General features: G+C 62.9%; 20 protein-coding genes and 2 pseudogenes. 11 read left to right on the top strand and 11 right to left on the bottom strand.

Annotated features, from left to right (window positions below; all coding sequences use genetic code 11):
• Window positions 1-12: 12 nt before the first annotated feature.
• From WS75_RS07010 to WS75_RS07020, 3 genes are all read right to left on the bottom strand, one after another.
• Complete coding sequence (locus WS75_RS07010) at window positions 13-1299, bottom strand: MFS transporter (protein WP_059679826.1); 1287 nt, start codon at window positions 1297-1299, stop codon at window positions 13-15.
• Between the two features lie 156 nt (window positions 1300-1455).
• Window positions 1456-2601: a mandelate racemase/muconate lactonizing enzyme family protein gene (locus WS75_RS07015; protein WP_059679964.1), complete on the bottom strand. Its 1146-nt coding sequence runs from the start codon at window positions 2599-2601 to the stop codon at window positions 1456-1458.
• A 454-nt stretch (window positions 2602-3055) separates the two neighbouring features.
• Window positions 3056-4018, bottom strand: coding sequence for a 2-hydroxyacid dehydrogenase (locus WS75_RS07020; RefSeq protein ID WP_059679827.1), 963 nt, complete (start codon window positions 4016-4018; stop codon window positions 3056-3058).
• A 314-nt stretch (window positions 4019-4332) separates the two neighbouring features.
• On the opposite strand from WS75_RS07020, the gene WS75_RS07025 reads away from it, so the two are divergent.
• The 4 genes from WS75_RS07025 to WS75_RS07040 all read left to right on the top strand — a co-directional run bounded on the left by WS75_RS07025 (window position 4333) and on the right by WS75_RS07040 (window position 8226).
• The gene (locus WS75_RS07025; RefSeq protein ID WP_059679965.1) at window positions 4333-5091 is read left to right on the top strand and encodes an SDR family oxidoreductase; all 759 of its coding nucleotides are present in this window, start codon (window positions 4333-4335) and stop codon (window positions 5089-5091) included.
• Window positions 5092-5190: 99 nt separating this feature from the next.
• The gene (locus tag WS75_RS07030; RefSeq protein WP_059679828.1) at window positions 5191-6477 is read left to right on the top strand and encodes an MFS transporter; all 1287 of its coding nucleotides are present in this window, start codon (window positions 5191-5193) and stop codon (window positions 6475-6477) included.
• A 49-nt stretch (window positions 6478-6526) separates the two neighbouring features.
• On the top strand, window positions 6527-6919 hold the full coding sequence (locus tag WS75_RS07035; RefSeq protein ID WP_059679829.1) for a VOC family protein: 393 nt from the start codon (window positions 6527-6529) through the stop codon (window positions 6917-6919).
• A gap of 59 nt (window positions 6920-6978) precedes the next feature.
• Window positions 6979-8226 carry a citrate/2-methylcitrate synthase gene (locus tag WS75_RS07040; RefSeq protein ID WP_059679830.1) on the top strand — a complete coding sequence of 416 codons (1248 nt, stop codon included), beginning with the start codon at window positions 6979-6981 and terminating at the stop codon, window positions 8224-8226.
• A gap of 299 nt (window positions 8227-8525) precedes the next feature.
• Here WS75_RS07040 and WS75_RS07045 read toward each other — a convergent pair whose 3' ends face one another.
• Window positions 8526-9227, bottom strand: coding sequence for a TetR/AcrR family transcriptional regulator (locus WS75_RS07045; protein WP_059679966.1), 702 nt, complete (start codon window positions 9225-9227; stop codon window positions 8526-8528).
• Window positions 9228-9395: 168 nt separating this feature from the next.
• Between WS75_RS07045 and WS75_RS07050 the strand changes: the two genes are divergently transcribed.
• Complete coding sequence (locus WS75_RS07050; RefSeq protein WP_059679831.1) at window positions 9396-10223, top strand: cyclase family protein; 828 nt, start codon at window positions 9396-9398, stop codon at window positions 10221-10223.
• A gap of 13 nt (window positions 10224-10236) precedes the next feature.
• Window positions 10237-11559 carry a fumarylacetoacetase gene (fahA, locus tag WS75_RS07055; RefSeq protein ID WP_059679832.1) on the top strand — a complete coding sequence of 441 codons (1323 nt, stop codon included), beginning with the start codon at window positions 10237-10239 and terminating at the stop codon, window positions 11557-11559.
• Between the two features lie 203 nt (window positions 11560-11762).
• Here fahA and WS75_RS07060 read toward each other — a convergent pair whose 3' ends face one another.
• Window positions 11763-12845: a porin gene (locus WS75_RS07060; RefSeq protein WP_257129346.1), complete on the bottom strand. Its 1083-nt coding sequence runs from the start codon at window positions 12843-12845 to the stop codon at window positions 11763-11765.
• A gap of 377 nt (window positions 12846-13222) precedes the next feature.
• On the bottom strand, window positions 13223-13936 hold the full coding sequence (locus WS75_RS07065; RefSeq protein WP_257129341.1) for a hypothetical protein: 714 nt from the start codon (window positions 13934-13936) through the stop codon (window positions 13223-13225).
• Window positions 13937-14189: 253 nt separating this feature from the next.
• On the opposite strand from WS75_RS07065, the gene WS75_RS07070 reads away from it, so the two are divergent.
• Together WS75_RS07070 and WS75_RS07075 are read left to right on the top strand one after the other, a co-directional pair.
• Entirely contained in the window at window positions 14190-14714 is a 525-nt protein-coding gene (locus WS75_RS07070) for a TetR/AcrR family transcriptional regulator (protein ID WP_257129342.1), read from the top strand.
• Between the two features lie 1329 nt (window positions 14715-16043).
• Window positions 16044-16289, top strand: a complete 246-nt coding sequence (locus tag WS75_RS07075; protein WP_156429725.1) for a hypothetical protein — start codon at window positions 16044-16046, stop codon at window positions 16287-16289.
• Window positions 16290-16633: 344 nt separating this feature from the next.
• Here the strand turns inward: WS75_RS07075 and WS75_RS07080 are convergent, their stop codons facing one another.
• On the bottom strand, window positions 16634-17734 hold the full coding sequence (locus tag WS75_RS07080) for a helix-turn-helix domain-containing protein (RefSeq protein WP_059679837.1): 1101 nt from the start codon (window positions 17732-17734) through the stop codon (window positions 16634-16636).
• Window positions 17735-18013: 279 nt separating this feature from the next.
• Between WS75_RS07080 and WS75_RS07085 the strand changes: the two genes are divergently transcribed.
• Window positions 18014-18901: a SphA family protein gene (locus WS75_RS07085; protein ID WP_059679838.1), complete on the top strand. Its 888-nt coding sequence runs from the start codon at window positions 18014-18016 to the stop codon at window positions 18899-18901.
• Between the two features lie 67 nt (window positions 18902-18968).
• Here the strand turns inward: WS75_RS07085 and WS75_RS07090 are convergent, their stop codons facing one another.
• The 4 genes and pseudogenes from WS75_RS07090 to WS75_RS07105 form a co-directional block, all read right to left on the bottom strand.
• Complete coding sequence (locus tag WS75_RS07090) at window positions 18969-20582, bottom strand: GMC family oxidoreductase (protein ID WP_059679839.1); 1614 nt, start codon at window positions 20580-20582, stop codon at window positions 18969-18971.
• A 94-nt stretch (window positions 20583-20676) separates the two neighbouring features.
• Window positions 20677-22131 (bottom strand): aldehyde dehydrogenase family protein, encoded by a 1455-nt coding sequence (locus WS75_RS07095; RefSeq protein WP_059679840.1) that lies wholly within the window; start codon window positions 22129-22131, stop codon window positions 20677-20679.
• 278 nt (window positions 22132-22409) lie between these two features.
• Window positions 22410-22727, bottom strand: a pseudogene (locus tag WS75_RS07100) (integrase core domain-containing protein); the annotation flags it as partial.
• 220 nt (window positions 22728-22947) lie between these two features.
• Window positions 22948-24234 (bottom strand): IS110 family transposase, encoded by a 1287-nt coding sequence (locus WS75_RS07105; protein ID WP_059679842.1) that lies wholly within the window; start codon window positions 24232-24234, stop codon window positions 22948-22950.
• 82 nt (window positions 24235-24316) lie between these two features.
• Between WS75_RS07105 and WS75_RS07110 the strand changes: the two are divergent.
• Both WS75_RS07110 and WS75_RS07115 read left to right on the top strand, forming a co-directional pair.
• A pseudogene (locus WS75_RS07110) lies at window positions 24317-24637 on the top strand (integrase core domain-containing protein); the annotation flags it as partial.
• A 130-nt stretch (window positions 24638-24767) separates the two neighbouring features.
• Window positions 24768-25010, top strand: a complete 243-nt coding sequence (locus WS75_RS07115; RefSeq protein ID WP_179948887.1) for a DUF6429 family protein — start codon at window positions 24768-24770, stop codon at window positions 25008-25010.
• The last annotated feature ends 3 nt before the right edge of the window (window positions 25011-25013 follow it).

A 25013-nucleotide genomic window follows, 5' to 3' on the forward strand; every position in this document is an offset into this window, starting at 1 on the left:
TGACAGCGCCTGTCAGACGGCTCCGCGCATCCGCGCCACACCCGCCGCGCGCACCGCGAACGTCAGGATCACCGCTCCGGCAAGCGCCGACGCGCCCGCGAGCACGAATGCACTCGCATAGCCGCCGCCATACTGCACGAGCCAGCCGGTCAAGCTCGGCGACAGGATGCCCGCAAGGTTCGCCAGCAAGTGAACGAAGCCGCCCGCCGACCCGACGCGTTCTCGCGGCACGATTTCCTGTAGCAGCGACCAGCACGCCTGCGGCGCCATGAACGCGAACAGGCTCGCGATCGCGATCAGCGTCACGGCCGCTCCGAGCGAACTCACGCGCGACGCGAGCAGCACGCAGACGGCCGCAACCGCGAGCCCGACGACGATCACGATCTTGCGCGCGAACAGCACGTCGCCGGTGCGGCGGTAGATGCGATCCGAAACAGTGCCGCCGGCCACGAAGCCGACGGTCGCGCCAAGCCACGGCAGGATGCCGACGACGCTCATCTGCTTGATGTCCAGATGCTGGTAGTCAGTCAGGTAGCTCGGCAGCCACGACAAGAAGAAATACAACACGTAGTTGAAGCTGAAGAACGCGAGCGCGACGCCGAGCACCGGCCGCGACAGCAGATCGCGCAGCAGCGGACGCGCCGCGCGATCGATCGCATGAACGTCGGGCGACACATCGATCATCCGGTCCGAGGCGATCTCGCGCGCCTCGTCCGGCGATACGCGCGGGTGGGAAGCCGGATCGTCGCGGAACAACGTCCACCACGCGGCGAGCCACACGAAACCGAGCGCGGCAATCACGACGAACGATACGCGCCAGCCGAACTGAAGTGCGACCAGTCCGACAATCGGCGCCGCGATCGCCGCGCCGAGCGGCTGCCCCGCATTGGTCCAGCCGACCGCGCGCCCCGCTTCGCGGCGCGGGAACCAGTTCGAGATCGCCTTGTTCGTCGTCGTCCCCATCGGCCCTTCCCCGATCCCGAACGCGACGCGCACGACGAGCAGGTGTGCGAACGAACCGGCCAGCGCGGTCGCGCCGCAGAACAGCGACCACACGCCGGCCGCGCACGCGAACACGCGACGCGGCCCGAAACGGTCCGCGGCCCAGCCACCGATGAAACAGAACACGCAATAACCGATGAAGAAGCTGCTGAACAGGATGCCCATCTGCGCGTCGTCGATGCCGAGCTCGCGCTTGATGATCGGTGCGACGACGGACAGCGCCGCGCGGTCGAGATAGTTGAGCATACCGGCGCCGAACAGCAGTGCGCCGATCCACCAGCGGTAACGCGTTTTCATGTTGTCTCCTGTTGACCGGCAGCGCGTGCGTGCGCGTCAGCCTGGTTTCATGTTTTTCGGTCACGCCGCCGGTACGTCGACAGCGACTTTCCACGCGTGCGTCCGGTACGACACGCGTCCGAGATGCCGGGGGCGCCGCGCGCACCCAGCTGGCACTCAATCGATCGTTGCGCGCGCAATCGCGTTGCGCGCCAGCACCGCTTCGTCCGGAACGAATCCCAGCCCCGGCACGCCGGGCAAGCGCAGCCGCGCGCCCGGCCGCTGCGCGTCGTGCAGCCGCTCGGGCCAGTCGAGATACGGAATTTCCAGCGCGACATCGGCCGGCAGGGTCGCGACGACATGCGCGGTGGCAAGCAGCCCGGCACCGTAATAGAAGCAATGCGGCACGACGCGCACGCCGTGATCCGCAGCGAGCGCGATCACCTCCGCCATGCCGGTCGGTCCTCCGATCTTCGCGATGCTCGGCTGCGCGACGTCGAGCGCGCCATGCTCGAACAGGTCGCGAAAACCCGCGACACCGGACGCGTTCTCGCCAGCCGCAACCGGCACGCCAGTGCCACGCACGCGCGCGATGCCCTGCGCGTCGTCGCATGGCCAGACTGGTTCCTCGATCCAGCCGAGCCGCAGATCGGCCAACTCGCTCACGCGCCCTAGCGCCTCGCTCGTGGTCCATGGGCAATTCACGTCGACCATTAGCTCGCCCCCTGCCGGAAACGCGGCGCGCGCGGCCGCAATCGCCTCGCGCTGCGTCTCGTGCAGCTTGATGCGCCGGAACCCTTCGTCCCACGCGCGCCGCACATGACGGGCGACTTCGACGGGATCGTTGTCGTAGCTGACGAGGCTCGCATACACGTCGATTTCTTCGCGATGGCCGCCGAGCCAGCGATATAGCGGCAAGCCGGCCGCCTGCGCGGCGAGGTCGTGCAGCGCAGTATCGATCGCGGACAACGCGTACAACACCGGCCCCGTCCGCCCGAACGCATGCAGCGCGCGATCGGACGCATCGCGCAATGCGGCGATCCCTTGCCGGGTCGGCTCGAACTCGACGCCCTTGAACCAGCGGCCGACCGGACCCTCAAGCGCGGCGAAGGTGACGGGGTTGACCAGATGGCCGAATGCCTCCCCCCAGCCCGCACGCCCTGCGTCGTCGGTGAGTCGGACCAGCAGCGACTCCATGCAGCGAAGTGTACGGTCGGCGGCGTTGTAGGTATCGGCGGTGGCCGCTTGGGCACCGGTAACGGGAAGGCGGCCCGCGTCGAACGCGAGCGACAGACGGATGACTTCGATGGCGACGATTTTCACGAACGAATTCCCGATGCGACGGATCGGCGGCATCATGCCGGACCATGTAAATTATCAGTCATCGTATGTTTAAAATCGACAGGATGCAAGCAGAATCAAGAATATCCACGCATAATGACGGGTTTTCGGTGCTCCATCTCATAAGACGTCCTATGACAAGTCACGAAATCCTAGCCAATCCGGACAGCCATCGGCGACCCACACGACTGAACCGCCCCGGCGAACCTAAAAAAGTTGGGATTGAAGTGTCGATCTATAAGTCGCTCTCGCCCTCAGTTGGCGGAGCTGACGAGAGTTCACGAGTTAGCAGTAACTGTGGTCACGGTTGGTAGAAACTTCGGACACCAACGCATGAAGTGCTGGTGGCGGAGGGGGTGTCTGTAAGCATGAGCCGAGCGCCGGGGTTCCTGCTATCGGACGCCCCGGCATCAATGAACGGCCACCCCGGTCGCCTTCACAGCGCGTTCGGTGCCGCCCTCCCCTCAAGCACCGCCGCGACGTTGTCGAGCGCGGTAAACCCCATCTGGTCGCGTGTCTCGATCGTCGCGCTCGCCATGTGCGGCGACAGAAACACATTGTCGAGCGTGGCGAAGCGCGGATCGATATTCGGCTCGTTCCGGTAGACGTCGAGCCCCGCGCCGAAGAGCCGATGCGATGCCAATGCATCGTACAGCGCATCCTCGTCGACGAGACTGCCGCGCGCTGCGTTCACGAACACCGCACCGTCGCGCAGCAAGCCGAACTCGCGACGCGTCATCAGCGGCGTGCCGCCGCCCGGCACATGCAGCGTGAGAATGTCGCACAGCGGTAGCAGCGTGTCGAGGTCCGCGCAATAGCGGGCGCCGGCCTCGATCTCCGGCGGTGCGGGCCGCCGGTCGGTATAGATGACCTTCATTCCGAAGCCCCGCGCACGCTGCGCAACTGCCCGCCCGATCCGGCCGAAGCCGACGACGCCGAGCGTCTTGCCGTTCACGCGCGTGCCGAGCATGTCCGTCATGCCGAACGACTTTCCCCAACCGGCGCGTACGATACGCTCGTACTCCGACGCACGCCGGCACGCGGCCAGCATCAGCAGCAGCGTGAAATCGGCCGTGCAGTCGGTGAGCGCGTCGGGTGCGTTGCTGACCACGATCCCGCGCGCACGCGCGGCGCTCACATCCATGTGATCGTAGCCAGCGCTCGCGTTCGCGATGATCTTCACGCTCGGCGGCAACGCCGCGATGTGCTCGGCCTGCAGCCCCGATTTCTTGCCGATCAGCACCGCCGGCGTGTCGTAGCGGTTGCAGAACTCGACGACGGACGGCGCGTCCATGTCAGCGTCGGTTACATAAGCGTTGAAGTCAGCTTCCGCGCGTGCGGCCACTGCGGCCGGCACGCGTCGCGCCACCAGCAGGCGGGTGCGATTGTTGTCAGGCATGGTCTCGTCCTTAGGTCGGAAAACGGAACACAGCCTACGAAGCGCGGTCGACGCGGGTCAATATTGATTGATTCGATCAACATGTTCGCGTGGCATCGAACAGCCGAATTGCCGAACGGTTACGGTCGTGTGGTTCGCGATACGCAGGTACCGTGCCGGCCTCCGCCCGACGCGTCGGCGAACTCAGGAAAACCCTGACACCGCCCCGACCGGACGGGGCAGTTGATATTGATTGAAAGAATCAAGATTGCTGCAGGATCGCCGTCGCGCAATGCTTTTTGCACGTTCAACGAACCGACGACGAGGTCGTGAAAATGCAGGCAGAGAAAAAAATCGCGGCAGTGACGGGTGCCGGTGCCGGAATCGGGCAGGCGGCAGCCGTGGCGCTCGCGCGCACAGGTTTCACCGTGGCACTGCTCGGCAGGCGCATCGATCCGCTGCTCGCGACGAAGGAAATCATCGAGCGCGCCGGCGGTGACGCGGCGGCCATTCCGACCGACGTTTCGGACGAAGCATCGGTCGACGCGAGCTTCGCGCAGATCGCACACGACTTCGGGCGCCTCGACGTGCTGTTCAACAACGCCGGCCGCAACGCGGGTGCGGTGCCACTCGACGACTACTCGCTGCAATTCTGGAACGACGTGATCGCGACCAACCTGACGGGCGTGTTCCTGTGCGCCCGCGCCGCGTGGCGCCAGATGAAGCAGCAAACGCCGCAAGGCGGGCGCATCATCAACAACGGGTCGATCTCCGCGCACACGCCGCGCCCGAACACGATCGCATACACGGCCACGAAGCACGCGGTGCTCGGCATCACGCGCTCGCTCGCGCTCGACGGCCGTCCGTTCAATATCGCATGCGGCCAGATCGACATCGGCAACGCCGCCACGTCGCTGACGGAGCGCATGAACAGCGGCGTGCTGCAGGCCGACGGCCGCGTCGCACCGGAGCCGCGCGTCGACGTCGCGCACGTCGCGAACGCGATCGTGCAGATGGCGAGCCTGCCGCTCGAAGCGAACATTCTGCACATGACGATCATGGCGAGCGCGATGCCGTTCGTCGGGCGCGGCTGACCGGCTGCGCGCGAGCGCGCATGACGACCGCGCGCCGGCCCATCAAATCGAATATATAAGGAGACGACATTGAAAACCGCAGAAGAGCAGGTTTCGGTGATGCGCGATCTCGACGCGCCCGCAGCCCTCGCGAGACGATCGAGGGTGCGCTACGGCGTGCTGTCGATGCTGCTGGTGGCTACCATCCTCAACTACGTCGACCGCTCGGCGCTCGGCATCGTCGCGCCTGCGCTGTCGAAGGATCTCGCGCTCACCCGCGTGCAGATGGGCGAGCTGTTCGCGGTGTTCGGCCTCGCGTACTCGATCGCACTGCTGCCGGCAGGCGTGCTCGCCGACCTGCTCGGCTCGCGCGTAGCGTATGCGCTGTCGCTCGTCGGCTGGTCGCTTGCGACGCTCACGCAAGGGCTCGCGCACGGCTATCACATGCTGCTCGGCTCGCGGCTCGCGATGGGCGCGCTCGAGGCGCCAGCGTTTCCGTCGAACGCGCGCGCGGTGACGATGTGGTTTCCGGTCCAGGAGCGCGGGTTTGCGACGAGTGTGTACGTGATGGGCCAGTACATCGGCACACCGCTCTTCACCGGACTGCTGCTGTGGATCTCGTCGGCGTTCGGCTGGCGTACGGTCTTCTTCGCGACCGGCGCGTTCGGCATCCTGTTCAGCGTTGTCTGGTACCGCCTCTATCGCGATCCGTCCCGGCATCCGCGCGTCAACGCGGCCGAACTACAGTACATCACCGAAGGGCGGCCTGTGGTGACCGCGCGCGACCCGTTCGACTGGCGCATGGCGCTGCGCCTGCTCGGCTACCGGCAGATCCTCGCGATCTGTCTGGGCAAGTTCTGCAACAACACGCTACTGGTGTTCTTCACGACGTGGTTCATGACCTATCTCGTCGAAGAGCGGCACATGTCGATGATCAAGGTCGGCTTCTTCCAGGCGATGCCGTTCATCGGCGCGACGCTCGGGATCCTGATCGCCGGCTATCTGTCCGATCTCTGCATCCGGCGCGGCGTGTCGATGTCGTCGTCCCGCAAGGCGCCGCTCGTGATCGGCACCTTCCTCGGCGCATCGATCGTACTCGTCAATTTCGTGCACTCGAATGCGCTGGTGATCGCGATCCTCACCATCGCGTTCTTCGCGCAGGGGATCGGCTCGATGTCGTGGGCCGCCGTGTCCGAAATCGCGCCGAAACGCTATGTCGGGCTCACCAGCAGCATCACCAGCCTTGCCGCGAATATCGCGGCCGTCACCACGCCCCTGATGATCGGCTACGTGACGCAGCACACCGGCAACTTTTTCTGGGCGCTAAACCTGATGGGCGCGATCTGCCTCGTCGGCACGCTGTCGTACTCGGTATTGCTCGGCAAGCTGTCGCGTATCGAGCTCTGACCACGTTCACCTCCCATCCCGGCCACTCCTTCACGTACTGACCTCGATCATGATCGAATTCAAATGGGATCACCTGCAACTCTGCTCAGCTGATGCCGAGGCCACGGCCGCATGGTTCGCGCGTTGCCTGAACGCCGAAGTCGTGCGACGCCCCGGCCGCGTCGACCTGCGGCTCGGCACTGTCAACTTGTTCATCACGGCACAGCCGGATGCGCGTTCGGCGATCGTGCCGGACGACGCGCGCGTGCAAGGCATCGATCACTTCGGCGTGCTGGTCGAGGATCTCGATGCCGCCTACGCGCATCTGGTCGACAATGGCGCGGAAATCGTGCAACCGGTGACGCGTATTCGCGCCGGCGTGCGCGGTTGTTTCGTGCGCGCACCGGGCAACATCCTCGTTGAGGTGCTCGAGCGGCGCGCCGCCGAGATGACATTCAGTTGAACCCGGTCTATAGTCGTCGCAAGCGGCCGGTCGCCGGCCGCATCTGATCACGACACGCCATGCAGAACTGGATCACCCTGACGGAAGCGGCGCGGCGGCTCGGCGTGCGGGCGCAGACCATCTATGCGTATGCGAGCCGCGGCAGCATCGCCGTGATGCAGGATCCCGACGATCCGCGCAAGAGCCTGTACCGCGCCGACGACGTGGTCGCGCTGTGCCGCAAGAAACAGGTCGGCCGCAAGCGGGCAGCGCTGGCGGCCAGCACGATCTTCGGCGCCGAGCCGTGCATCTACAGCGGCATCACCACTTTCTCCAAGGGCCGCGCGTGGTATCGCGGCCGCGACAGCATTCAACTCGCGGACACCGCCACGCTCGAGGAAACGGCCGCGCTGCTGTGGCAAGCCACCACGCCTGTGTCGTTCGACGCGCCGGCGGTTGCGTTGGCGCCCAGCGAGCGCGATCGGCAATGCGCGTTCACGATGCTCGCGACACTGGCCGCGCACGGTCACTCGACGCTCGGCCGGCTCGACAGCGCGCTGCACACCGAGGCCGGGCAGCTCGTCGCGATTGTGTCGCGCGCGTTCGGCGCGCACGACGATGCCGATGCGGGGCGGCCCTGGATCCATCGGCGGCTCGCGGCGGGCTGGGGCGTCGACGACCATGGCGCGGACCTGCTGCGCCGTGCGATGGTGCTGGTCGCCGATCACGAGATCACGAGTTCGGCGTTCGCCGCACGCATCACCGCGTCGACCGGCGCGTCGCTCGCCGGCTGCCTGCTGACGGGCCTCACGACATTGTCCGGCCCGCTGCACGGCGACGCGTCGGGGCGCGTGCGTGCCGTGTTCGACGACGTTGAACGGCTCGGCGCCGAGCGCGTGGTCGATCATCACCTGAAGTCCGCGATCCCGATTCCAGGTTTCGGCCACCATCTTTACCCCGACGGCGATCCGCGCGCGGCCGCGCTGCTCGCGCGACTCGATCCACCAGCCGAACTCGTGCACTTCGTCGACAAGGTCACGACGCTCACCGGCCAGCGGCCGACCATCGACGTCGCGCTTGTGATGCTGGCGGTACAGCTTCAATTGCCGCCCGATGCGGCATTCGGGTTGTTTGCGATCGCGCGCAGTGTCGGGCTGCTCGCACACTGCATCGAGCAACTGCGCGTCGGCAAGGTGATCCGGCCGCGCAGCCGCTATACGGGGCCGGCGCTCGACGAGCGGCATCTGCGGCCCGAGGCCCACGATGACGGCAAGCTCCCGAAAGCCGGCATGATCGAGAAGAACCGGGTGTTCAAGGTGGTGGAGTAGCTTGCGTGACGAAGGTGCGCGACAGCGATCCGCATCTTCATGAAAAGTGAAGCGGCCCGAGGTCATCCGGCGACCGCGGGCCATACACGTAGCCACAGAACAAAGTAAAGTTGTCACCGTTTGCGAAATAAAGATGTCACTGACCGCGGCCCTGCGAAGCCCAGTGTCAACTCCCATGCGGCACCGGCAGCCCCGATCGCGCGTTGTGGGACACCCGAGTTTGAGCGTGCAATCGCGCTTAGTGGTAAGTTCCATTTCGTCACGATCGATGCAAATGGCGTTCCACAACAAGATACCGCCTAAGCGGCTGGTGCACGCGCGTCAGAGGTTGCGCCAGCGCGAATCCCGGCGGAAATGAAAGTCACCAGATGCTCGGCCTTGCGCTTCAGGGCGCCGGCCTTGATCTTGCCGCCCGAGATACGCTCGATGCGACTGTCGAACGCGCTCATCACCAACGCGCCCACCGCGAACAAGTAGGCCCAGTGCGCATAGTTGGCGCTATGGCCTGGCAGCGTTCTCCTGATTTCCTTGATGAATTCCGCCGCAAACGGATCGAAATATTGAGCAACGATGCCGCGCTCGGCCTCGCGTGGATCGGAAGCTTCGCGCGCAACGAGTTTGGCATACGCAAGTCCGGACTCGGTATTCTGGATTTGCATCACCGGGAGCACGAAGGCTCGCACGATATGCTCAAGCGGGTCTTCACCTTCGGCGACTGGTTCACGAAGCAAAGCCAACCGGGTGTCGAGCACCGTCTTGCGGCGCTCGAACAGGGCGCGGTACAGGCCCATCTTCGTCTCGAAGTGATACACGATCAGCGGCAGCCCAACCTCTGCCGCCGACGCAATATCCCGCATCGAAACGCCATCGAAACCGCCTTCGGCGAACAGTCGCTCTGCCACGTCGAGCACCCGCTCGCGCTTGCTCGTCTCGACCGCCTGTTGCGCTCCCTTCCCGCGCCGGACGCCGGTCGCCCGTCCCGTGACTTCCTTCGATTGCATGGTGTCTCCGCTGTCCTGTGACTCGATTTCCGCGAATGCCATTCCGTTCATTACGCGCCGCCAGTTTACACCAACACAATACTGACTGTACGATCGTACAGTCTGCATAACATGAACGATGCTATGCGGCGTCGGTGGTAAGTCCCCCCAAACCAGGAGCAACCGCACATGACACGACGCTTCGTCGATCTTTCGATCTATCTGGAAAACGACGTCATTTCCGATCCACCGGGTTACGGCCCCAAGATTCAGTATCTGACGCACCGGAATACGGCCAAAGCCGTTACGGCCTTCTTTCCCGGCCTACAGGAAACCGACCTGCCTGACAAAGAAGGCTGGGCCATCGAACACATTCAGTTGAGCACACACAACGGTACTCATCTGGATGCGCCGTACCACTTCCACAGCACGATGAACGATTCGAGGGGCGAGCGGCAGCGTTCGACAACCATCGACGAAGTCCCGCTCGATTGGTGCTTCCAACCCGGCGTGAAGCTTGATTTCACTGGCTTCGACGATGGCTACGTCGTGACCGCTACTGACGTCGAATTCGAACTTGCGCGCATCGGTCACGAACTCAAACCGCTTGAAATCGTCATCATCAACACGCGTGCAGGCAAGCGCTATGGACAACCCGACTATGTTTCCTCGGGTTGCGGCATGGGCTTCGACGCAACCATGTACCTGCTCGAGCGAGGGGTTCGTCTGACTGGCACCGACGCGTGGAGTTGGGACGCACCATTCGTACATACCGCAAAGAAATATTCCGAAACGCGTGATGCATCGCTGATCTGGGAAGGACACAAGGCCGGCCGCAAGATCGGCTATTGCCATCTGGAAAAACTCCACAATCTCGAGGTGCTGCCAACTCACGGCTTCTTCATCTCGTGCTTCCCGCACAAAATCCGGGGCGCCTCCGCTGGCTGGACTCGCGCAGTCGCGATCTTCGACGACGCCCTCAATGCAACAGCTTGCGACCTGCATCGAACCGTATAGGCGAGGAGCCTCAATGGAACTGAATCACACACATGACGTCACTCAACGCAGCTGGCTGGAAGCGGCCAACGTGGCGGGGACTGACTTTCCGTTGCAGAATTTGCCAATCGGCGTGTTTCGCCGCCGGGGCGGAGGCGAGACCTGGCGTGGCGGGATCGCGATCGGCGACCAGATTGTCGACCTCGCTGCGCTACAGCAAGCGGGCTGCATGGACGGTCTGGCACTCGAGGCCGTGCGAGCGGCAACGGCAACCACGCTGAATGCACTGCTCGATATGGGGCCGGCTGCCTGGCAGGCACTGCGCCACTCACTCTTCGAACTGCTTCGGGCCGGTAGTCCGCATGAGCCGGGAGTACGGAAGACGCTGGTATCACAAGCGGAAGCCGAGTACGCCGTACCCGTGCGCATCGGCGACTACACCGATTTCTACACCTCTCTCGATCATGCGGTGAACTGCAGCCGCCCGCTCGGCATGGCGATCAGCCCGAATTTCGACTGGTTACCCATCGCTTATCATGGCCGCGTGTCGTCGATTGGCGTCAGCAGTCAGCAGGTCTACCGGCCAATGGGACAATATCGCCCGAATCCGTCCGCCTCTCCCGTCCACGATGCATGTCGCCGGCTCGACTACGAGCTGGAACTAGGCGCAGTGATCGGGGTCGGCAATCCACGCGGTACTCCAATCCCGCTGCGTGAGGCTCAACGGCACATTTTCGGGCTCTGCCTGCTGAACGATTGGTCCGCGCGCGACATCCAGTCGTGGGAAATGCAGCCGCTCGGGCCATTCCTCGCGAAAAATTTCGCGACGACGATATCGCCCTGGCTGGTAACCCTCGAAGCATTGCTGCCGTACCGCACCACGTGGTCACGCGTCGCCGAACGCCCGCAGCCACTCGACTACCTGTCCTCAGACGACAACAGCACGGCCGGTGCGTTCGACATCCAGCTCGAGGTGTCGATCCTCAGCGCGCGTCAGCTCGCGCAAGGGCTGCAACCGCGCACGTTGACGCGCACCAGTTTCCGGCACCAGTACTGGACGCTGGGGCAGATGATCGCGCACCACACAATGGGGGGCTGCAACCTCCAGCCGGGTGACCTGCTGGGAAGCGGCACCATCTCCGGCCCGTCATCGGGCGAAGCCGGTGCGTTGATCGAACTCACGGCAGGCGGCGCGCAACCCGTGGATATCGGCAATGGTGAAAGCCGCACGTTCCTCGACGACGGCGATACCGTCATTTTCCGGGGCTGGTGCGAACGCGCCGGTTTTGCACGAATCGGTTTCGGCACCAACCACGGAACCGTTTTGCAGGTGCCGGCCGCGGAAAGCGCTCATTGACCGCAAGTTATTTCGCAGCCGGTCACTAATTCAATGCGAGGGCCACGTTCGTGGTCCTCGCGCTTTGAAACACCGATCCCGTGGACTCGCGGTGTCCGCGCATCGTGCTTGAACACCGCCCCCCAATGCCAGGAAGCATCCGTGAAATCGCCGCCAGCAACTAACACTGACGGCGATTTGACGGCATATGTTTCTCGGGTGTGCTAGAAGAGGTGACGAACGCCAACGACGATGCCCACACTGCTACCGGTTGGCTCATACAGCGCACCATTCACGGTGAACCCGGTGTGCATCAACCCGTGGTTGTTCACGCATGCCGCGGAGCCGTACAAGGTCGTTCGTTTCGACAGAAAGTAGTCCAGCCCGGCAGACGCCAGCAAAGAATGATTCGCCGAGTCGTGGCTGTCCCGCATGTACCAAACGCCTACGTCGGTGGACAGTGTCGGCGTGATCAGATATTCGCCGCCCGCAGCGTACACTTTCTCATTGAAGGAACCGGCGATCTTGTAGCTTGTGTACGATCCCTTGAAGGTTGCGCCTCCCCACCTATAGCTCGCGCCGATCGTACGACCGCTGAATTCGATCGTTGACGGGAATGGCGTAGAAATGCTGGCTGACCCGCCGGGATTTCCACTGAACAGGGCCGCGTTCACGACCAGATCTTTCCATTCGTATCTCACGCGAGCCGCATATTGGCGCCCCGCCTGAAATCCCTTTGGATCGCCACCCAGTGCAAGCAATGCACTCGCCTGTATGCCGGCGATTGTCGGGCTCGTATAGGACACGGCATTGGCGACGAAAATTCCGGTCGCAAAAAAGTTGCCCATGTAAATGCCGGCCTGACTCCCGAAGAACGACGCATGCCGCGCGTCCGTATCGACGATCGCAAGTCCGAACGGCGAGTATTGCAGGCCGGCCTTGACGGTACCGAAGTGTCCGGAGAGACCAACGAAGGCTTGCCGCCCGAAGAGATTCCCGTTCGAGTTGCCCAGCGCCCCGTTGTTCGTAGTAAACCCGCTTTCCAGTGTAAAGATCGCCTTTGTACCTGCTCCCAAATCCTCGGCACCGGTGATACCGAAGTGAGAACCCGAGATCCCGCCATCCGTTGCTGATACCTGATGCGGGCCGCTCGCCCCCGCTCCAGCGTCGAAGGTGCGGCTCGTGTACATCACGCCGGTGTCCACGACACCATACAGTGTGACGTTACTTTGCGCATGCACTTTTGGCGGTAAGCCCAGTACTGCGATCGAGATAGGGATCAGCAGCATCGGGCGGATTTTTTGCATCTTGCTCACGTTTTAATGTCTCCTCCAGTCATGCAGGACTACAAAATAATTGAATAAGAGACTGCCTCTATGCGGCGCTCGACGCATGGCGATCAAATTCAACCGGACCGATGGCCGTTTTGGCTTCTGTCCTCGGAGTCCCCCCAGGCATGCACGCCGAGGCGTTGTTTTTTTTGAACCTCCGCCGGTTCGGGATTGACGTCCCTCGCGACGTTGCCATGGGCTCGAATCGCAAATTTGAGCGCACATCGGCCGCAATCGGTCCACGGCTTCGATGACGTGGCAAAGCAGTAGCGTGTTTCCGGTGCTGCTTGACGCTCCGCACAAGCGGCCCGCGCCGCACTTGCCTGCTCGAAGTACGCGAACCGATGGGCCAGTTATGTATTCACGGAAAGCGCCAACGGCATCAAGTCGTTTGCTTGCGTCCGCGAAATAGCATAGAGCTCGAACCAGTTGCACCACTCGACCATCAGGTGGTCCGAGTGGCCATGAATGAGTTCTTCTGGCGCGGTCGATGGCCAGAAGATCTCCAACCGTGCATCGAACCCCGGAAGCGTGTCCCTGAATTGGTGCAGCAAGTAACCAACGGTCATGCCATCGGGCGTCTCGACGCGCCCCATCATCCGATGCGGCATATCGGGCGCCAATTCGATCGGGATACCACTCCAGTCATCCAGATGGCGGAGCTTCAGGAGGGCCGGCGACTTTGTATGGCCGGGTACTTCCAGAATGCCGACACGCCCGTCCGAGAGCGATAGCGCACCGAGATGCTCAGGGTGGGCCCGGAGCATTGCCGGGCTGTTCGGCCCGTCATACCCCGCCCAGAACCAACTCACGAATTCTGCGCTGGTGCCCACCGCGATGCGTGCTTCGGCAACCGATGAACTGAAGCGCCCATTCGCACGCAGTGACCAATCCTTCTCTTTCGATTCGTGCTCCGCGATCTCCTTCGCGAACAGGCTGACCATGCCGTCCGCCCCCAGTTTCTCCATGAGCAAGGCCATCATGTAGCGCGCCCTTTTAACTTCAATTCTGAGGATGTCCTCGCAAGCCACCTCTGTACCTGACTTGAAAAACGTCACTGCTTTCACTTGAACCTCCGTAGCGTGGGTGAACGAGTTGCCATGTTTCCCGACTCGCGCCACTAACGCAAGTAAACTTGCGTTAGTGTTTACCGCATGCCTGTCGGCCGTCGCGTGGTCGTAGTCGTGTCCGGACTGCCGTGACGAGGCAGGCAGTCGATGAAACGATGTGTAAAATCTGCTCATGCCAAAGTCAGCTGAACAAGAATCGCCGTCGCCACGTCGCCGCCTTGGCGGCCGCAGCGCACGCGTCCGTGAAGCCGTGATCTCCGCAACGATTGCCCAACTGCAGGCAGCGGGTTTCGAGGGGCTCAACATCGGCGCCATCGCAGCGCTCGCGGGCGTGCATGAGAGTTCGATCTATCGCCGCTGGAAGAGCAAGGAAGGGCTGATGATGGAGGCCGTCTTCGAGCTTTTTGCCGAGCACATCGCGATACCGGATCGGGGCTCGCTTCACGCGGATCTCGTCGCGCTGCTGTCGGCAACCGCGCGCTACTTGCGAACGGGTGTGGGCAGGTCTGCCATTCAGTTCGTGCTGGCCACGTACAACGACGCGGCCGTGACGGGCGAACTGCGCAGGTTGTGGACGAACCGCTTTTCGGCGGTTCAGCAGATTTTCGACCGCGCCGCAAGAATGGGCGAGTGGTCGCAGGGGGCGGATCCAATGCCCCTACTTCATTGCCTGATCGGCGCAGTTTATCTACGCACGCTGATCCTGCACGAGCGCGTCACGACCGATCAGATTCGAGACCTGACGCTGTGGATGCTTCGCGAGCGAGGCTCCTGAGCATCCGGCAACATCAAAGATGAGACCACCGAGGCAAGGGAGCGCTCTATGAGATTCCGCCCAATTTGATCGAGCGGAATTTGCTGTCGCGCGACCAACGGCACACCGTCGTTGACGTAGCGATCCGTAACGAGCTTTGGAACACACGTAATGCAGTCGGGAACCGGTGCGAACGCGAGATTCGGATGCGCACTAAGTGCGCCGCCAGCGGGTAAATCCCTTCCGACACAAGTGTCGCGCAACTCATCGGCCTCACATGCGTGCGCGCCGCCAGCGGATAATTGCGTAGCGTCGCCAGCATGACAGCCATAGGCCATTGCAAAGTTGTCACAGCTTGCGAAGTGAGAATGTCACCTCCCCGCGATGCTGCTGCAGCGCCCGGTGGCCGCAGTCACGCGTTCTGCGACAGCCGAGTTTGAGCGGGCAATCGCGCCGTAGAGGTAAGGTTCCTTCTATCTCGCTGGCGCGTTCATCCTGACGAAGGGTCCGGCACGCGACACTGAATGGCGGTTATCTCTGGGGTAGGCCAAGTCGACCAGTCTCTCCACGAAAGTGGGACTGAATATCTAGAGCGGAAAGGAGAGGACATGATCATCATCTTCTCCAGAGAGTAGACAGCAAGTCAAAATGGTGTTCCTCCAATTCCGAATGCAGTTCCCCTGTTGCAAGCTGAGAGGCGATTTCCCCAAGCATTGTTCCGAAATCAATTCCCTGGCTCTCAACTAAACGCCGAAGCGTGACCTCTTCATCTCTGATATGAAGCCGGTTTATGACAGTCCGCTCCGCACTGGTGGAAATGTCGCGAATTCGACTCATGCAAGCGCGAAGGCATATCCAATTCTGAATAAATATCGATTTTGTTGACAATTCATCGACCGTCTTCCAAATAACTGGCTCCTTTATGCTTCTAATTTTATTTTTCTATTTACAGGAAAGCTAGACGAGAATGCCCAGATCTCGTGCGCGTCATTGGCAAGCGACACATCAGCTAGCTGCCTCATTTGCCCCGACGTGAGATCTTTGGCCCGGCATCGGCTTATAGGAAACAACGCTCGGATCGCTTTCACATAAAGTTAGATAGCAAAACGCAGCCTCGCCCCACACCGAGATTACGGAGCGATTTTTCGGTGAATAGAATGCTGATACCTAACGGCAGCTGACCGGAAAAATGCGTGGAAATCAAGGGCACCCCGGATCGACTCGCATTCGGTCATGTTCGTCGAAGTGGAGGCTATCCGGCTCCGCAGCGATGGCGACGGTCTGGTCTATTTCAGCCGCGCTGTCCCTCGGCTGGAGCGTCGCTGATTGTGGCGATAAGCGCACGCAATATTGCGTACGCTGCGTTCACCCTCGTTCGGCAATGTCGCGAGGTTGATCGGCGAGAACAATACGGTCAGCGGCGGTGCAAGCGACGACAACGGCCCGTTCGGCGCGGGTGCCGCCTATACGAACCAGAAGTGCGGCGCTGGCGAAGAACTGCCGCTCACCAGCAAGCGCAACTGGGGCGCAGGCATGCACTACACGGTCGGCACAGTTACGGGAAAGGCGCTCATCACGACCATGTACAGTGTGTAGAACGGTGCAGGCGCCTGATCGGCGGAAGCCGGCACCACATGGCGGCCATCGTCGCTTAGGCGATTGATGCGAGCACCAGTCGCTCGCGGTGGTCCAGAATTGGCTGTCGCAGCGCTCGATGGTTTACGTGGCAGCCGTGCGTCAACGCGCAAGCCACCGCAGCCACGCGCAGGTCAACGGCGAGATGGACGAGAACGGCGTATCGAGCGGCGAATCGCATTCGATTGTGCGGATTGAGTTTAGTACGCGGTATTGCTCCGATGCAACGTTCCGCGCTTCGGTGTCCGGCGCACGTCACGAAGTACGTACGGCACGCCGTTTCGCACCGATGCCTTCGACTCGCGTCAACGACGCAATGGCCCACCCGTGTCCCGCATGGCCGCATCCCGACACTGCGACGGCGTCACCCCGAAACGCCGGCGGAACAGTCGCGCGAAATACGCGGGATCGGAGAAACCCGACTGCAACGCGAGGCGCGTGATGCTCGCGCCGTCGGTGCTGGTCTGCGACAGCACGTCGTAGCACTTTTCGAGCCGTAGTCGCTGGATCATCGCCTGCGGACTTTCGCCGATCGATTCGAACGCTTGGTAGAGCGTGCGGCGACAGACCTTCATTGCCGCCGCGATCCGATCAGGCGACAATTCGCCGTCGTCCAGGTGCCGATGAATGTAGTGCTGCGCGTCGCGCAGCAACGCCTCGCGGAGCCTCCGCCGCGACGCGGGCGCCGTCCCGTCCGCAAAGTCAATTTCCTCGGCGATCAGCGCCGCCACGAACTCCAGCACGCCGAAGCGACTGCGCGGATTCATGCGCGAGCCCTCGGCGATCATCGCCTGCAGGCTGGTGAGCGCGACGGCCGCGCCGCCCGTCGTCGGCATCGCGCGGCAGATTGCGCGCCGTGCCAATGCCAACAACGCGTCATGATTGGCTACTTCGCACAGCATCGTGACGAACTCGCCGCCTGTATCGCTTTGAATACAGTACGGGCTGCTCGCCTCGTATAGCGTGAAATGTCCAGGCGGCACGACCACCTCGCGCGCACGCTGTTCGAGCGTCGCCGCGCCGTTCAGTTGCCAGATCACTTTCACGTAGCGGTGCTTCAGCGTCCTGCACGCGTCGCGCCCGATGGAGGCGCTGTGCGCGCTTGCCGAGACACGCGCGACGCGGCAGCGCGCATGATCGAACACGTCGACGCGTGCGTCGAATTCTCCGGATGCGCCGGCGCTCAGTTCCAGCGGAAAGAATCGATGCCGGATCTGCTCCGACCAGCACGCAATGCCGCCCTCCCGCCGCCGCGAAAGCGATCCCGAATCGATCATGACGTTCATCTCCAGAAAAATCCGGCTTTCAAGTCCGTCCATTACCTGGCTGCGAGCATCCATACACCGCAGGCGCGATGATCGACTCGTCCGACTTCCTGGTCGTGTGTGGCGACGCGTGCCGGTCATGCATCGAGGGGATCGGATCGAAGCATACGACGCGGCCGCGCAAAAAAAAATTCACATAACGCCCATGCCCGGCCGGGACGCTACCTGATGCGGTAAAGATTTCACCTAGATGCACCGCACTCCTGACGGCTCTGCACGCAAACACATGCGACCGGCGATACGGCGCGGCACCCTGCTGACGAGCGGCCCCCATCCATTCGGGTTTGCCGGCTCACGCCGTCGAACACACCGCCCGAAGACGAACAGCGGCCACTCATGCGCCGCAGCAGGAAACAAACGATGAAAAAGCTACGCATTTCCCTGATGCTTTCCGCGCTCATCGCCGCGCACGGCGCTCATGCGACCGAAGGAGGTGGTTCCGTGTATCCGACGGGCGCGGAGGGTTACCTGTGCTGCGCGCTGCCGCCGCCCGGACTCTATGCACTGATCTACGCCGAGCGCTACCACGCCGACGAACTGCGCGACAACGACGGCCGCAACGTCGCACCTCCGGATTTCAGCATCACCGCTTATGCGGTCACGCCGCGAATCGTGTGGGTGACGCCGTACACCTTCGCCGGCGCGTCGCTGGCAATGCATGCGCTGCTGCCGCTCGTCACGCTCGATGTCCACGCGGGTGGGCAATCGCAACGACGGACCGGCATCGGCGACATGACGTTCGGGCCGGCGCTCGGCTGGCACGTCACGCCGACGCTCCATACGCTGCTCGCCGTCGATGTCTTCGCGCCGACGGGCCGGTACGACAGGAACGACCTCGCCAATATCGGCCGGCACTACTGGGCGATCCAGCCGATCGCCGGCCTCTCGTACGGCGGCCGCACCGGGCCCGTGTTCGACGCCAAGGTCATGTGGACCTTCAACCGGCGCAACCCGGCGACGGACTATCGGTCCGGTCAGGAATTCATCGTCGACTATTCGGCGGGCTGGGGCTTTGGCAACGGGCTGACGGTCGGTGCGGGCGGCTATTTCTACCGGCAGATAACGGACGATTCGCAGGCCGGGCAGACCATCGCCGGCAATCGCGGCCGTTCGTTCGCGATCGGCCCGTCGATCAAGTACGACAGTGGAAAGGGCTGGTTCGTGACCGCCAAATACCAGATGGAAACCGAGGTGCGCAACCGCCCCGAAGGCGCGGCATTCTGGCTCAAGGCCGTGTTTCCGCTGTGACCCGAATGGGTCCGCACCGGCATCGGCCGGCGCGGCGGCGGCGCAGTGCGTCCGTGCGCCGCGTCCTTCATCGGCCGAGCAGCAGATCGGCGCCGCGTTCGCCGATCATGATCGCAGGCGCATTGGTATTACCGCTGGGCACCTGCGGGCAGATCGAGCAGTCGATCACGCGCAGGTTCGCGAAGCCGTGCACGCGCAGCGACTTCTGATCGACCACCGAGGTCCGCGGGTCCGTACCCATCCGGCAGGTGCCGGCCGGGTGATAGACGGTCTTGATGTCCTGCCGCACGAACGTCTCGATCGCCGCCCGGTCGTCCGGATCAATCCGCGCGGGCGCGACGATCTCCTTCACGTGCGTCTGCAGCGCCTTCGCCGACAGGATCCGGAGCCCGGCCTGAACGGCACGGATCTGCCCTTCGAGGTCGGCCGGATCGCTGAGGAAGTTCGCATCGATCGTCGGCAGATCCGCCGGGTCCGTGCTGCGCAACCCCACCTGCCCGCGCGACTTCGGTTGCAGATGGCCGACCTTGACCGACATGCCGTGCTCGCTCGCCGGCGGCTTCTCGCCCGGCGTATTGTCGAAATTGTCGAGCAGCGGCAGGAAATGGAACTGGACGTCCGGCCGCCCGGTGCCGAGCGTGTCGATGAAAGCACCGCCTTCGAGGATGTTGCTGGTCAGCAGCCCGCTGCGGAAGCATTTCCATTGCAGGAAATGGCGCATCGCCCGGAACCCCGCATTCTCGCCGTAGAGACTGGTCGGCGCGCGGATCGACGCCTGCACCGACATGTGCAGATGGTCGTGGAAGTTCTTGCCGACCGGCAACGCGGCCACCGTGTCGATCCCGTGCGCGGCGAGTTGCTCCGTCGGCCCGATGCCGGACAGCATCAGTACCTTCGGGCTCCCGATCGCCCCGGCGCTCACGACGACCTCCTTGCGCACGCGCACCGACACCGGCGCATTGCCGCCCTCGCTGAATTCGACCGCCACCGCACGCCCCGCATCGGTGCGAATGCGGTGCACGAGCGCACCTGTCACCACCTTCAGCTTCGCGTCGTCGCGCACCGACGCCAGATACGTGCGGGCCGTACTCGCGCGTTCGCCGTTGCGCGTTGTCGTCTGGTAATAGCCGATGCCCTGCTGCACTTCGCCGTTGAAATCGTTGACGTAGGACAGCCCCATCTCCTGCCCGGCCCGGATGAACGCGGCCGTCAACGGATGCCGATAGCGGTTCTCGCTGACGGGCAGCGGCCCGGTCTGGCCGTGATACGCAGGCCCCAGGCTTTCGTTCGCTTCCGCCTTCATGAAGTACGGCAGCACGTCGTCGTAGCGCCAGTCAGTGCAGCCCCATTGCGTCGCCCAGTCGTCGTAGTCGTCGCGCTGCCCGCGGATGTAGATCATGCCGTTGACCGAACTGCCACCTCCCAGCACCTTGCCCTGCGCGATGATCATCTGGCGACCGTTCGCGTTCGGCTGCGGTTCGGTCATGTAGGGCCACGATTTCTTCTGGAACACCTGCATCACGCCGCCCGGAATCCGGTGAAACGGATTGTCGTCGCGCGTGCCGGCCTCCAGCAGCAGCACCGAGCCGGCGTTCTGCTGGATCAGCCGCGCGGCGACGACGCAACCGGCGGAACCAGCGCCGATGACGACGTAATCGCAGGTCAGGTCTTGAGTAGTCATGTGTCTGTCGATAGGGGTGAGCGGGCCAGCGGCGCAACGCCCGTGGTTTCGTTGTGGTGGTGGTGTTTCCGTGCCGGAACGGGCACGGCTTCGGCTACATCGCGATCGTGACGACCTTCTCTTCCAGGTACGCATCGAGCCCGCTCTGCGACAGGTCACGCCCGACCCCGCTGTCCTTGAAACCGCCCCAGGGCAGCCGTGCATCGAGCGGGCTCCACGCATTCACCGCCACCGCGCCGACTCGCAGGCGGGCGGCCGTGCGATGGGCGGTTGCGAGATCGCGCGTCCACACCGTCGCGGAGAGCGCGTAAACGGTGTCGTTCGCGAGCGCGACGGCCTCATCCTCGGTATCGAACGGGATGATCGTGCCGACCGGCCCGAACACCTCGTCGCGTGCGATGCACATCGCCGGATCGACGTTCGCGAAGATCGTCGGCCGCACGAAGAAACCTTGCGACGGTACCGGCTCGTCGCCCGCGACCAGCGTCGCGCCGTCGCGAAGCGCCATTGCAATATGCGTTTTCACGCGATCGGCGTGGCGCGCGCTGATCAGCGCGCCCATCTGCGTCGCCGGGTCGAACGGCGTGCCGACCTTGACCGAGCGCGCCGCGTGCGCGAGCGCACCGACGACGTCGTCGTAGTGACGGCGCTGTACGAGCACGCGCGTGCCGGCCGCACACGTCTGCCCCTGGTTGACGAACAGCCCCATCGCGACGTCCGCGACCGCCTGTTCGAGGTTCGCATCTTCGAAGATGATCTGCGGCGCCTTGCCGCCAAGTTCGAGCGTCAGCCGCTTGAATTGCGCGCCGGCTTCGCGCGCGATCGTCCGGCCGACTTCGGTGCTGCCAGTGAAGCTGATCTTGTCGACGCCCGGATGATTGACGAGCGCGGCCCCGACCGATGCTCCGATGCCGTGCACGAGATTGACGACACCTGGCGGGAAGCCGGCCTGCGCGGCCAGATCTATCAGCGCGCCGACGGCGAGCGGTGCGTCCTCCGACGGCTTGATCACGACCGTGCAGCCCGCAGCGAGTGCGGGTGCCAGCTTCCAGCACGCGATCATCAGCGGCGCATTCCACGGCACGATCAGCCCGGCGACGCCGACGGCCTCGCGCACCGTATAGTTGACCGTCGGGCGGCCCATGAAGCCGCCGGTCGGAATCTGCCGGCCTTCGAGCTTGTCGGCCCAGCCGGCGAAATAGCGCAGCGTGTCGATCGACATCGGCAGGTCCATCATGCGCACCTCCATGGCTGGGCGCCCCTGCTCGCGCGCCAGCAGCTCGACGAAGCGCTCCGCGTCGTGCTCGAGCAAGTCGGCCAGCCGGAGCAGCAGTTGCGCCCGCGCGGCGCCGGGCAACCGGGACCACGCCCTGCCGCCGAATGCGGTGCGCGCCGCGCGCACGGCCCGGTCGACGTCGGCTTCGGTGCCGGCCGCGACGCGGGCGAGCAGATGTCCGGTGCACGGTTCGAATTTCTCGAACCACTCGCCGTGTGCGGCGTCGCGCGGCTCGCCCGCGATCCGGTGTGTGAGGGTGTAGTCGGCTGTCATATCGTGATCTCCAGATCAGGAGCCGATCCGAGGCAGGAAGGATCGGCTGATCTAGCCCACTGTAGGACGCGAGTGCCGGCGACGCTGGGACAACCGTGCGCCGAATGCAGGATTCGCGTGCATGCGCGCCGGTAAGGATGTGCAATCGATCCTTCGTACGCTGTCGTCACTCGGGCGAGCCTCGTCAGACGCGCTCTAGCGGAATTGAAGGATGGCTCGACCGCGTTAGCAAAATATACGGGCATCCGAGTGAGGCTAGCCCAATTTCCGTCCCGGTCTTAGTTGGAAAATTCCGGCTCTTCGGGGCGGGCCAAATCGGCCCGATCGGTGCACTGGCGGGCGAATTCCGCCGGTGTCATCCACTGCAGCGCAGAGTGAGGACGCGCCTCGTTATAGTACTCGCGCCAGACTTCGATTTTGCGTCTGGCATCTTCCAGCGACAAGAACCAATGTGCGTTAAGGCATTCCTCCCGAAAGCGTCCGTTGAATGATTCATTCTTCGCGTTGTCGGTCGGCTTGCCAGGACGCGAGAAGTCAATCTCCACGCCGTTCTCGTACGCCCATTTGTCGAGCGTCTTCGAAATGAACTCGCTGCCGTAGTACATGCAGAATGTGCAACGCTAGGCAAAGCGGGGCCGCGCGCACGGCCAGATGCAGCGCGCGAGCTGTCAAAGAGCGAATGACAACCAACCAGTGGTCTTCCGCAGCATCGAGGAGGCTTGCTGACCATAGTAGACACAAGATTCATCGCACACGACGTGATCTTCACCGTACCTAAAACAGCATAGAAGCCCCAGCGGAAGGTCCGAGCATTATCTACGGGGTCGCCTGCGCCCCTACGGCAGCCGAGAGAGGGATCGATCCACTGGGTAAACCGAGTTCGAAGAACTGCCTGTAAGGCTGGTTCTTCTTGATCATGCTGTAAGCCACGCGAGCCATCTCCGCTGCCACGGCGGTCAATGCCTTGCGCTTGAGGTCAGCGTCGTCCGGATTAGCGTGGACGTAACGTTCATATTTCGAGCGGAAGGAGTTCTCCTTCATGCGCACGGCAGCCATGCCTGCCATCCAGAAGGCTAGCCGCAACCGCGCATTGCCGCGCTTGGAGAGTTGCTCACGTCCCCGCTGGGTGCCCGACTGTATCTTCGCCAAGTCGAACCCGCAGTACTTCAGGAACTGACGGTGGTGACCGAAACGGCGCAGGTCGCCGGCCTCGGCGAGGATAGTCATGGCGATCACCGAGCCAATGCCCGGCAGTGTCTTTAGATGAGCGAAGTCGGCATTATCGTGAAGCTCCACCTCGGCGCGCGCCTCGATTGCCTCTCTCAGCACGTTGAGCTCCTGGTACCGGCGCAGCGTAATGCGGAATGTCTCGACAGCCAGGCAATCCAGCGCGTGAGGCAAGGCAGCGGTGTGTGCCGCTGTTTCCCATATCTCTTCGAGTTTGGCGCGTTTGTTCACCTTGCGACCGACCAGATCCCATGCAGCAGCCACAAAGCTTTCGCGATCTAGAGCGCGTACGTGCGTCGGTGTCGGAAACTCGAGCAGAAAGCGCACGAACCACTCGTTGCGGGTGGTGCACCAATAGCGGTGCATTTCCGGGAAATACAGGGGCAGGCAGTGGTTAATCAGTGAGCGCTGCACCTTGGTGCGTGCGCGAGAAACCTGGTAGTAGGTCTTTGCAAGTTCCTGCAGGTCAGGATGGCCGGCGATCTGCGGGTCCACGTAACGCTGATATGTGCCACGCCTGAGCATTTCCAGGATGACCTGTGCGTCCTTCGGATCGTTCTTGTCCCAAGAGTTGAACATGGCTTCGCGATACCGCGCCTGTGCCACGGAATTGATGCTGACTACCTCGTGCCCGGCCGTGAGTAGTCGGTGAGCCAGCGGGCGATGGTAGTCACCGGTTGGCTCAAGCGCTACCCGGCAATTGCCGGGTAGCGCTTGAAGGTAACTCAACAGCCGGTCAAAGTCAGAAGCGTTGTTGGTCATCCGGAAGCGCTGACGCTTCCCGTCCGACAACTCGATCAACACGGCATTCGAATAACGGGCGACGTCGATCGCCACAAGGTTCAGGGGCAGCGCACCTTCGAGCAAGTCGGCCATTTCGGTTTCCTCCGGCGGGCGGTGAACGGGAAATCCAAAGGATGCCCGTTACCCCTGATGGCTGACATTCTGCATGTACTATGGCAGCGAGTTCATTTCGAAGACGCTCGACAAATGGGCGTACGAGAACGGCGGAAAACTGCAGTTCATTCGGCCCGGCAAACCGGCGGAGAACGCTCACATCGAGAGCTTCAACGGCCGACTGCGTGAAGAATGTTCGAATCAGCATGCGTTCCTCAGTCTCTACAATGCACCCGGGCGAATCGAAGCGTGGCGCACCGACTACAACTCGGTGCGTCCGCATAGTGCCTTGGGGAAACTGGCGCTGGACCAATTCCGGCAATTGCATCAACCGAAAACCGGCGAGCCCACTAACTTACGAATGGTGTACTCGGCGAGGTAAGGTCAAAAGCAATCCGGCATTACCTCGACGCGAATCCTCGGCCGTTCGTCTGGAGCAAGTCGGCCGATGAAATTCTCGCGAGCCTCGAACGGTTTTGCGCACAGGTCTAAACGATATCAGGATGAACACCATGAACGTCTATACAGCTGCCATTGACGACGCCGTCCTCGCGCTCCTCTATTTGACCTTGCATGACCGCAACCGCGCCTGGAAGAGCCTCGATTGGGACGCACTCAACCGACTCCATGAGCACGGTCTCATCGGCGATCCCATCAACAAGACGAAATCGGTGATCCTCACTGATGATGGTTTGCGCGAATCCGAACGTCTCTTCAAGCAGCACTTCGTCACTGCCGGCAGCAAAACCGATTAATGA

This window comes from Burkholderia sp. FL-7-2-10-S1-D7, from assembly GCF_001524185.1.
Taxonomy (GTDB): domain Bacteria; phylum Pseudomonadota; class Gammaproteobacteria; order Burkholderiales; family Burkholderiaceae; genus Burkholderia; species Burkholderia diffusa.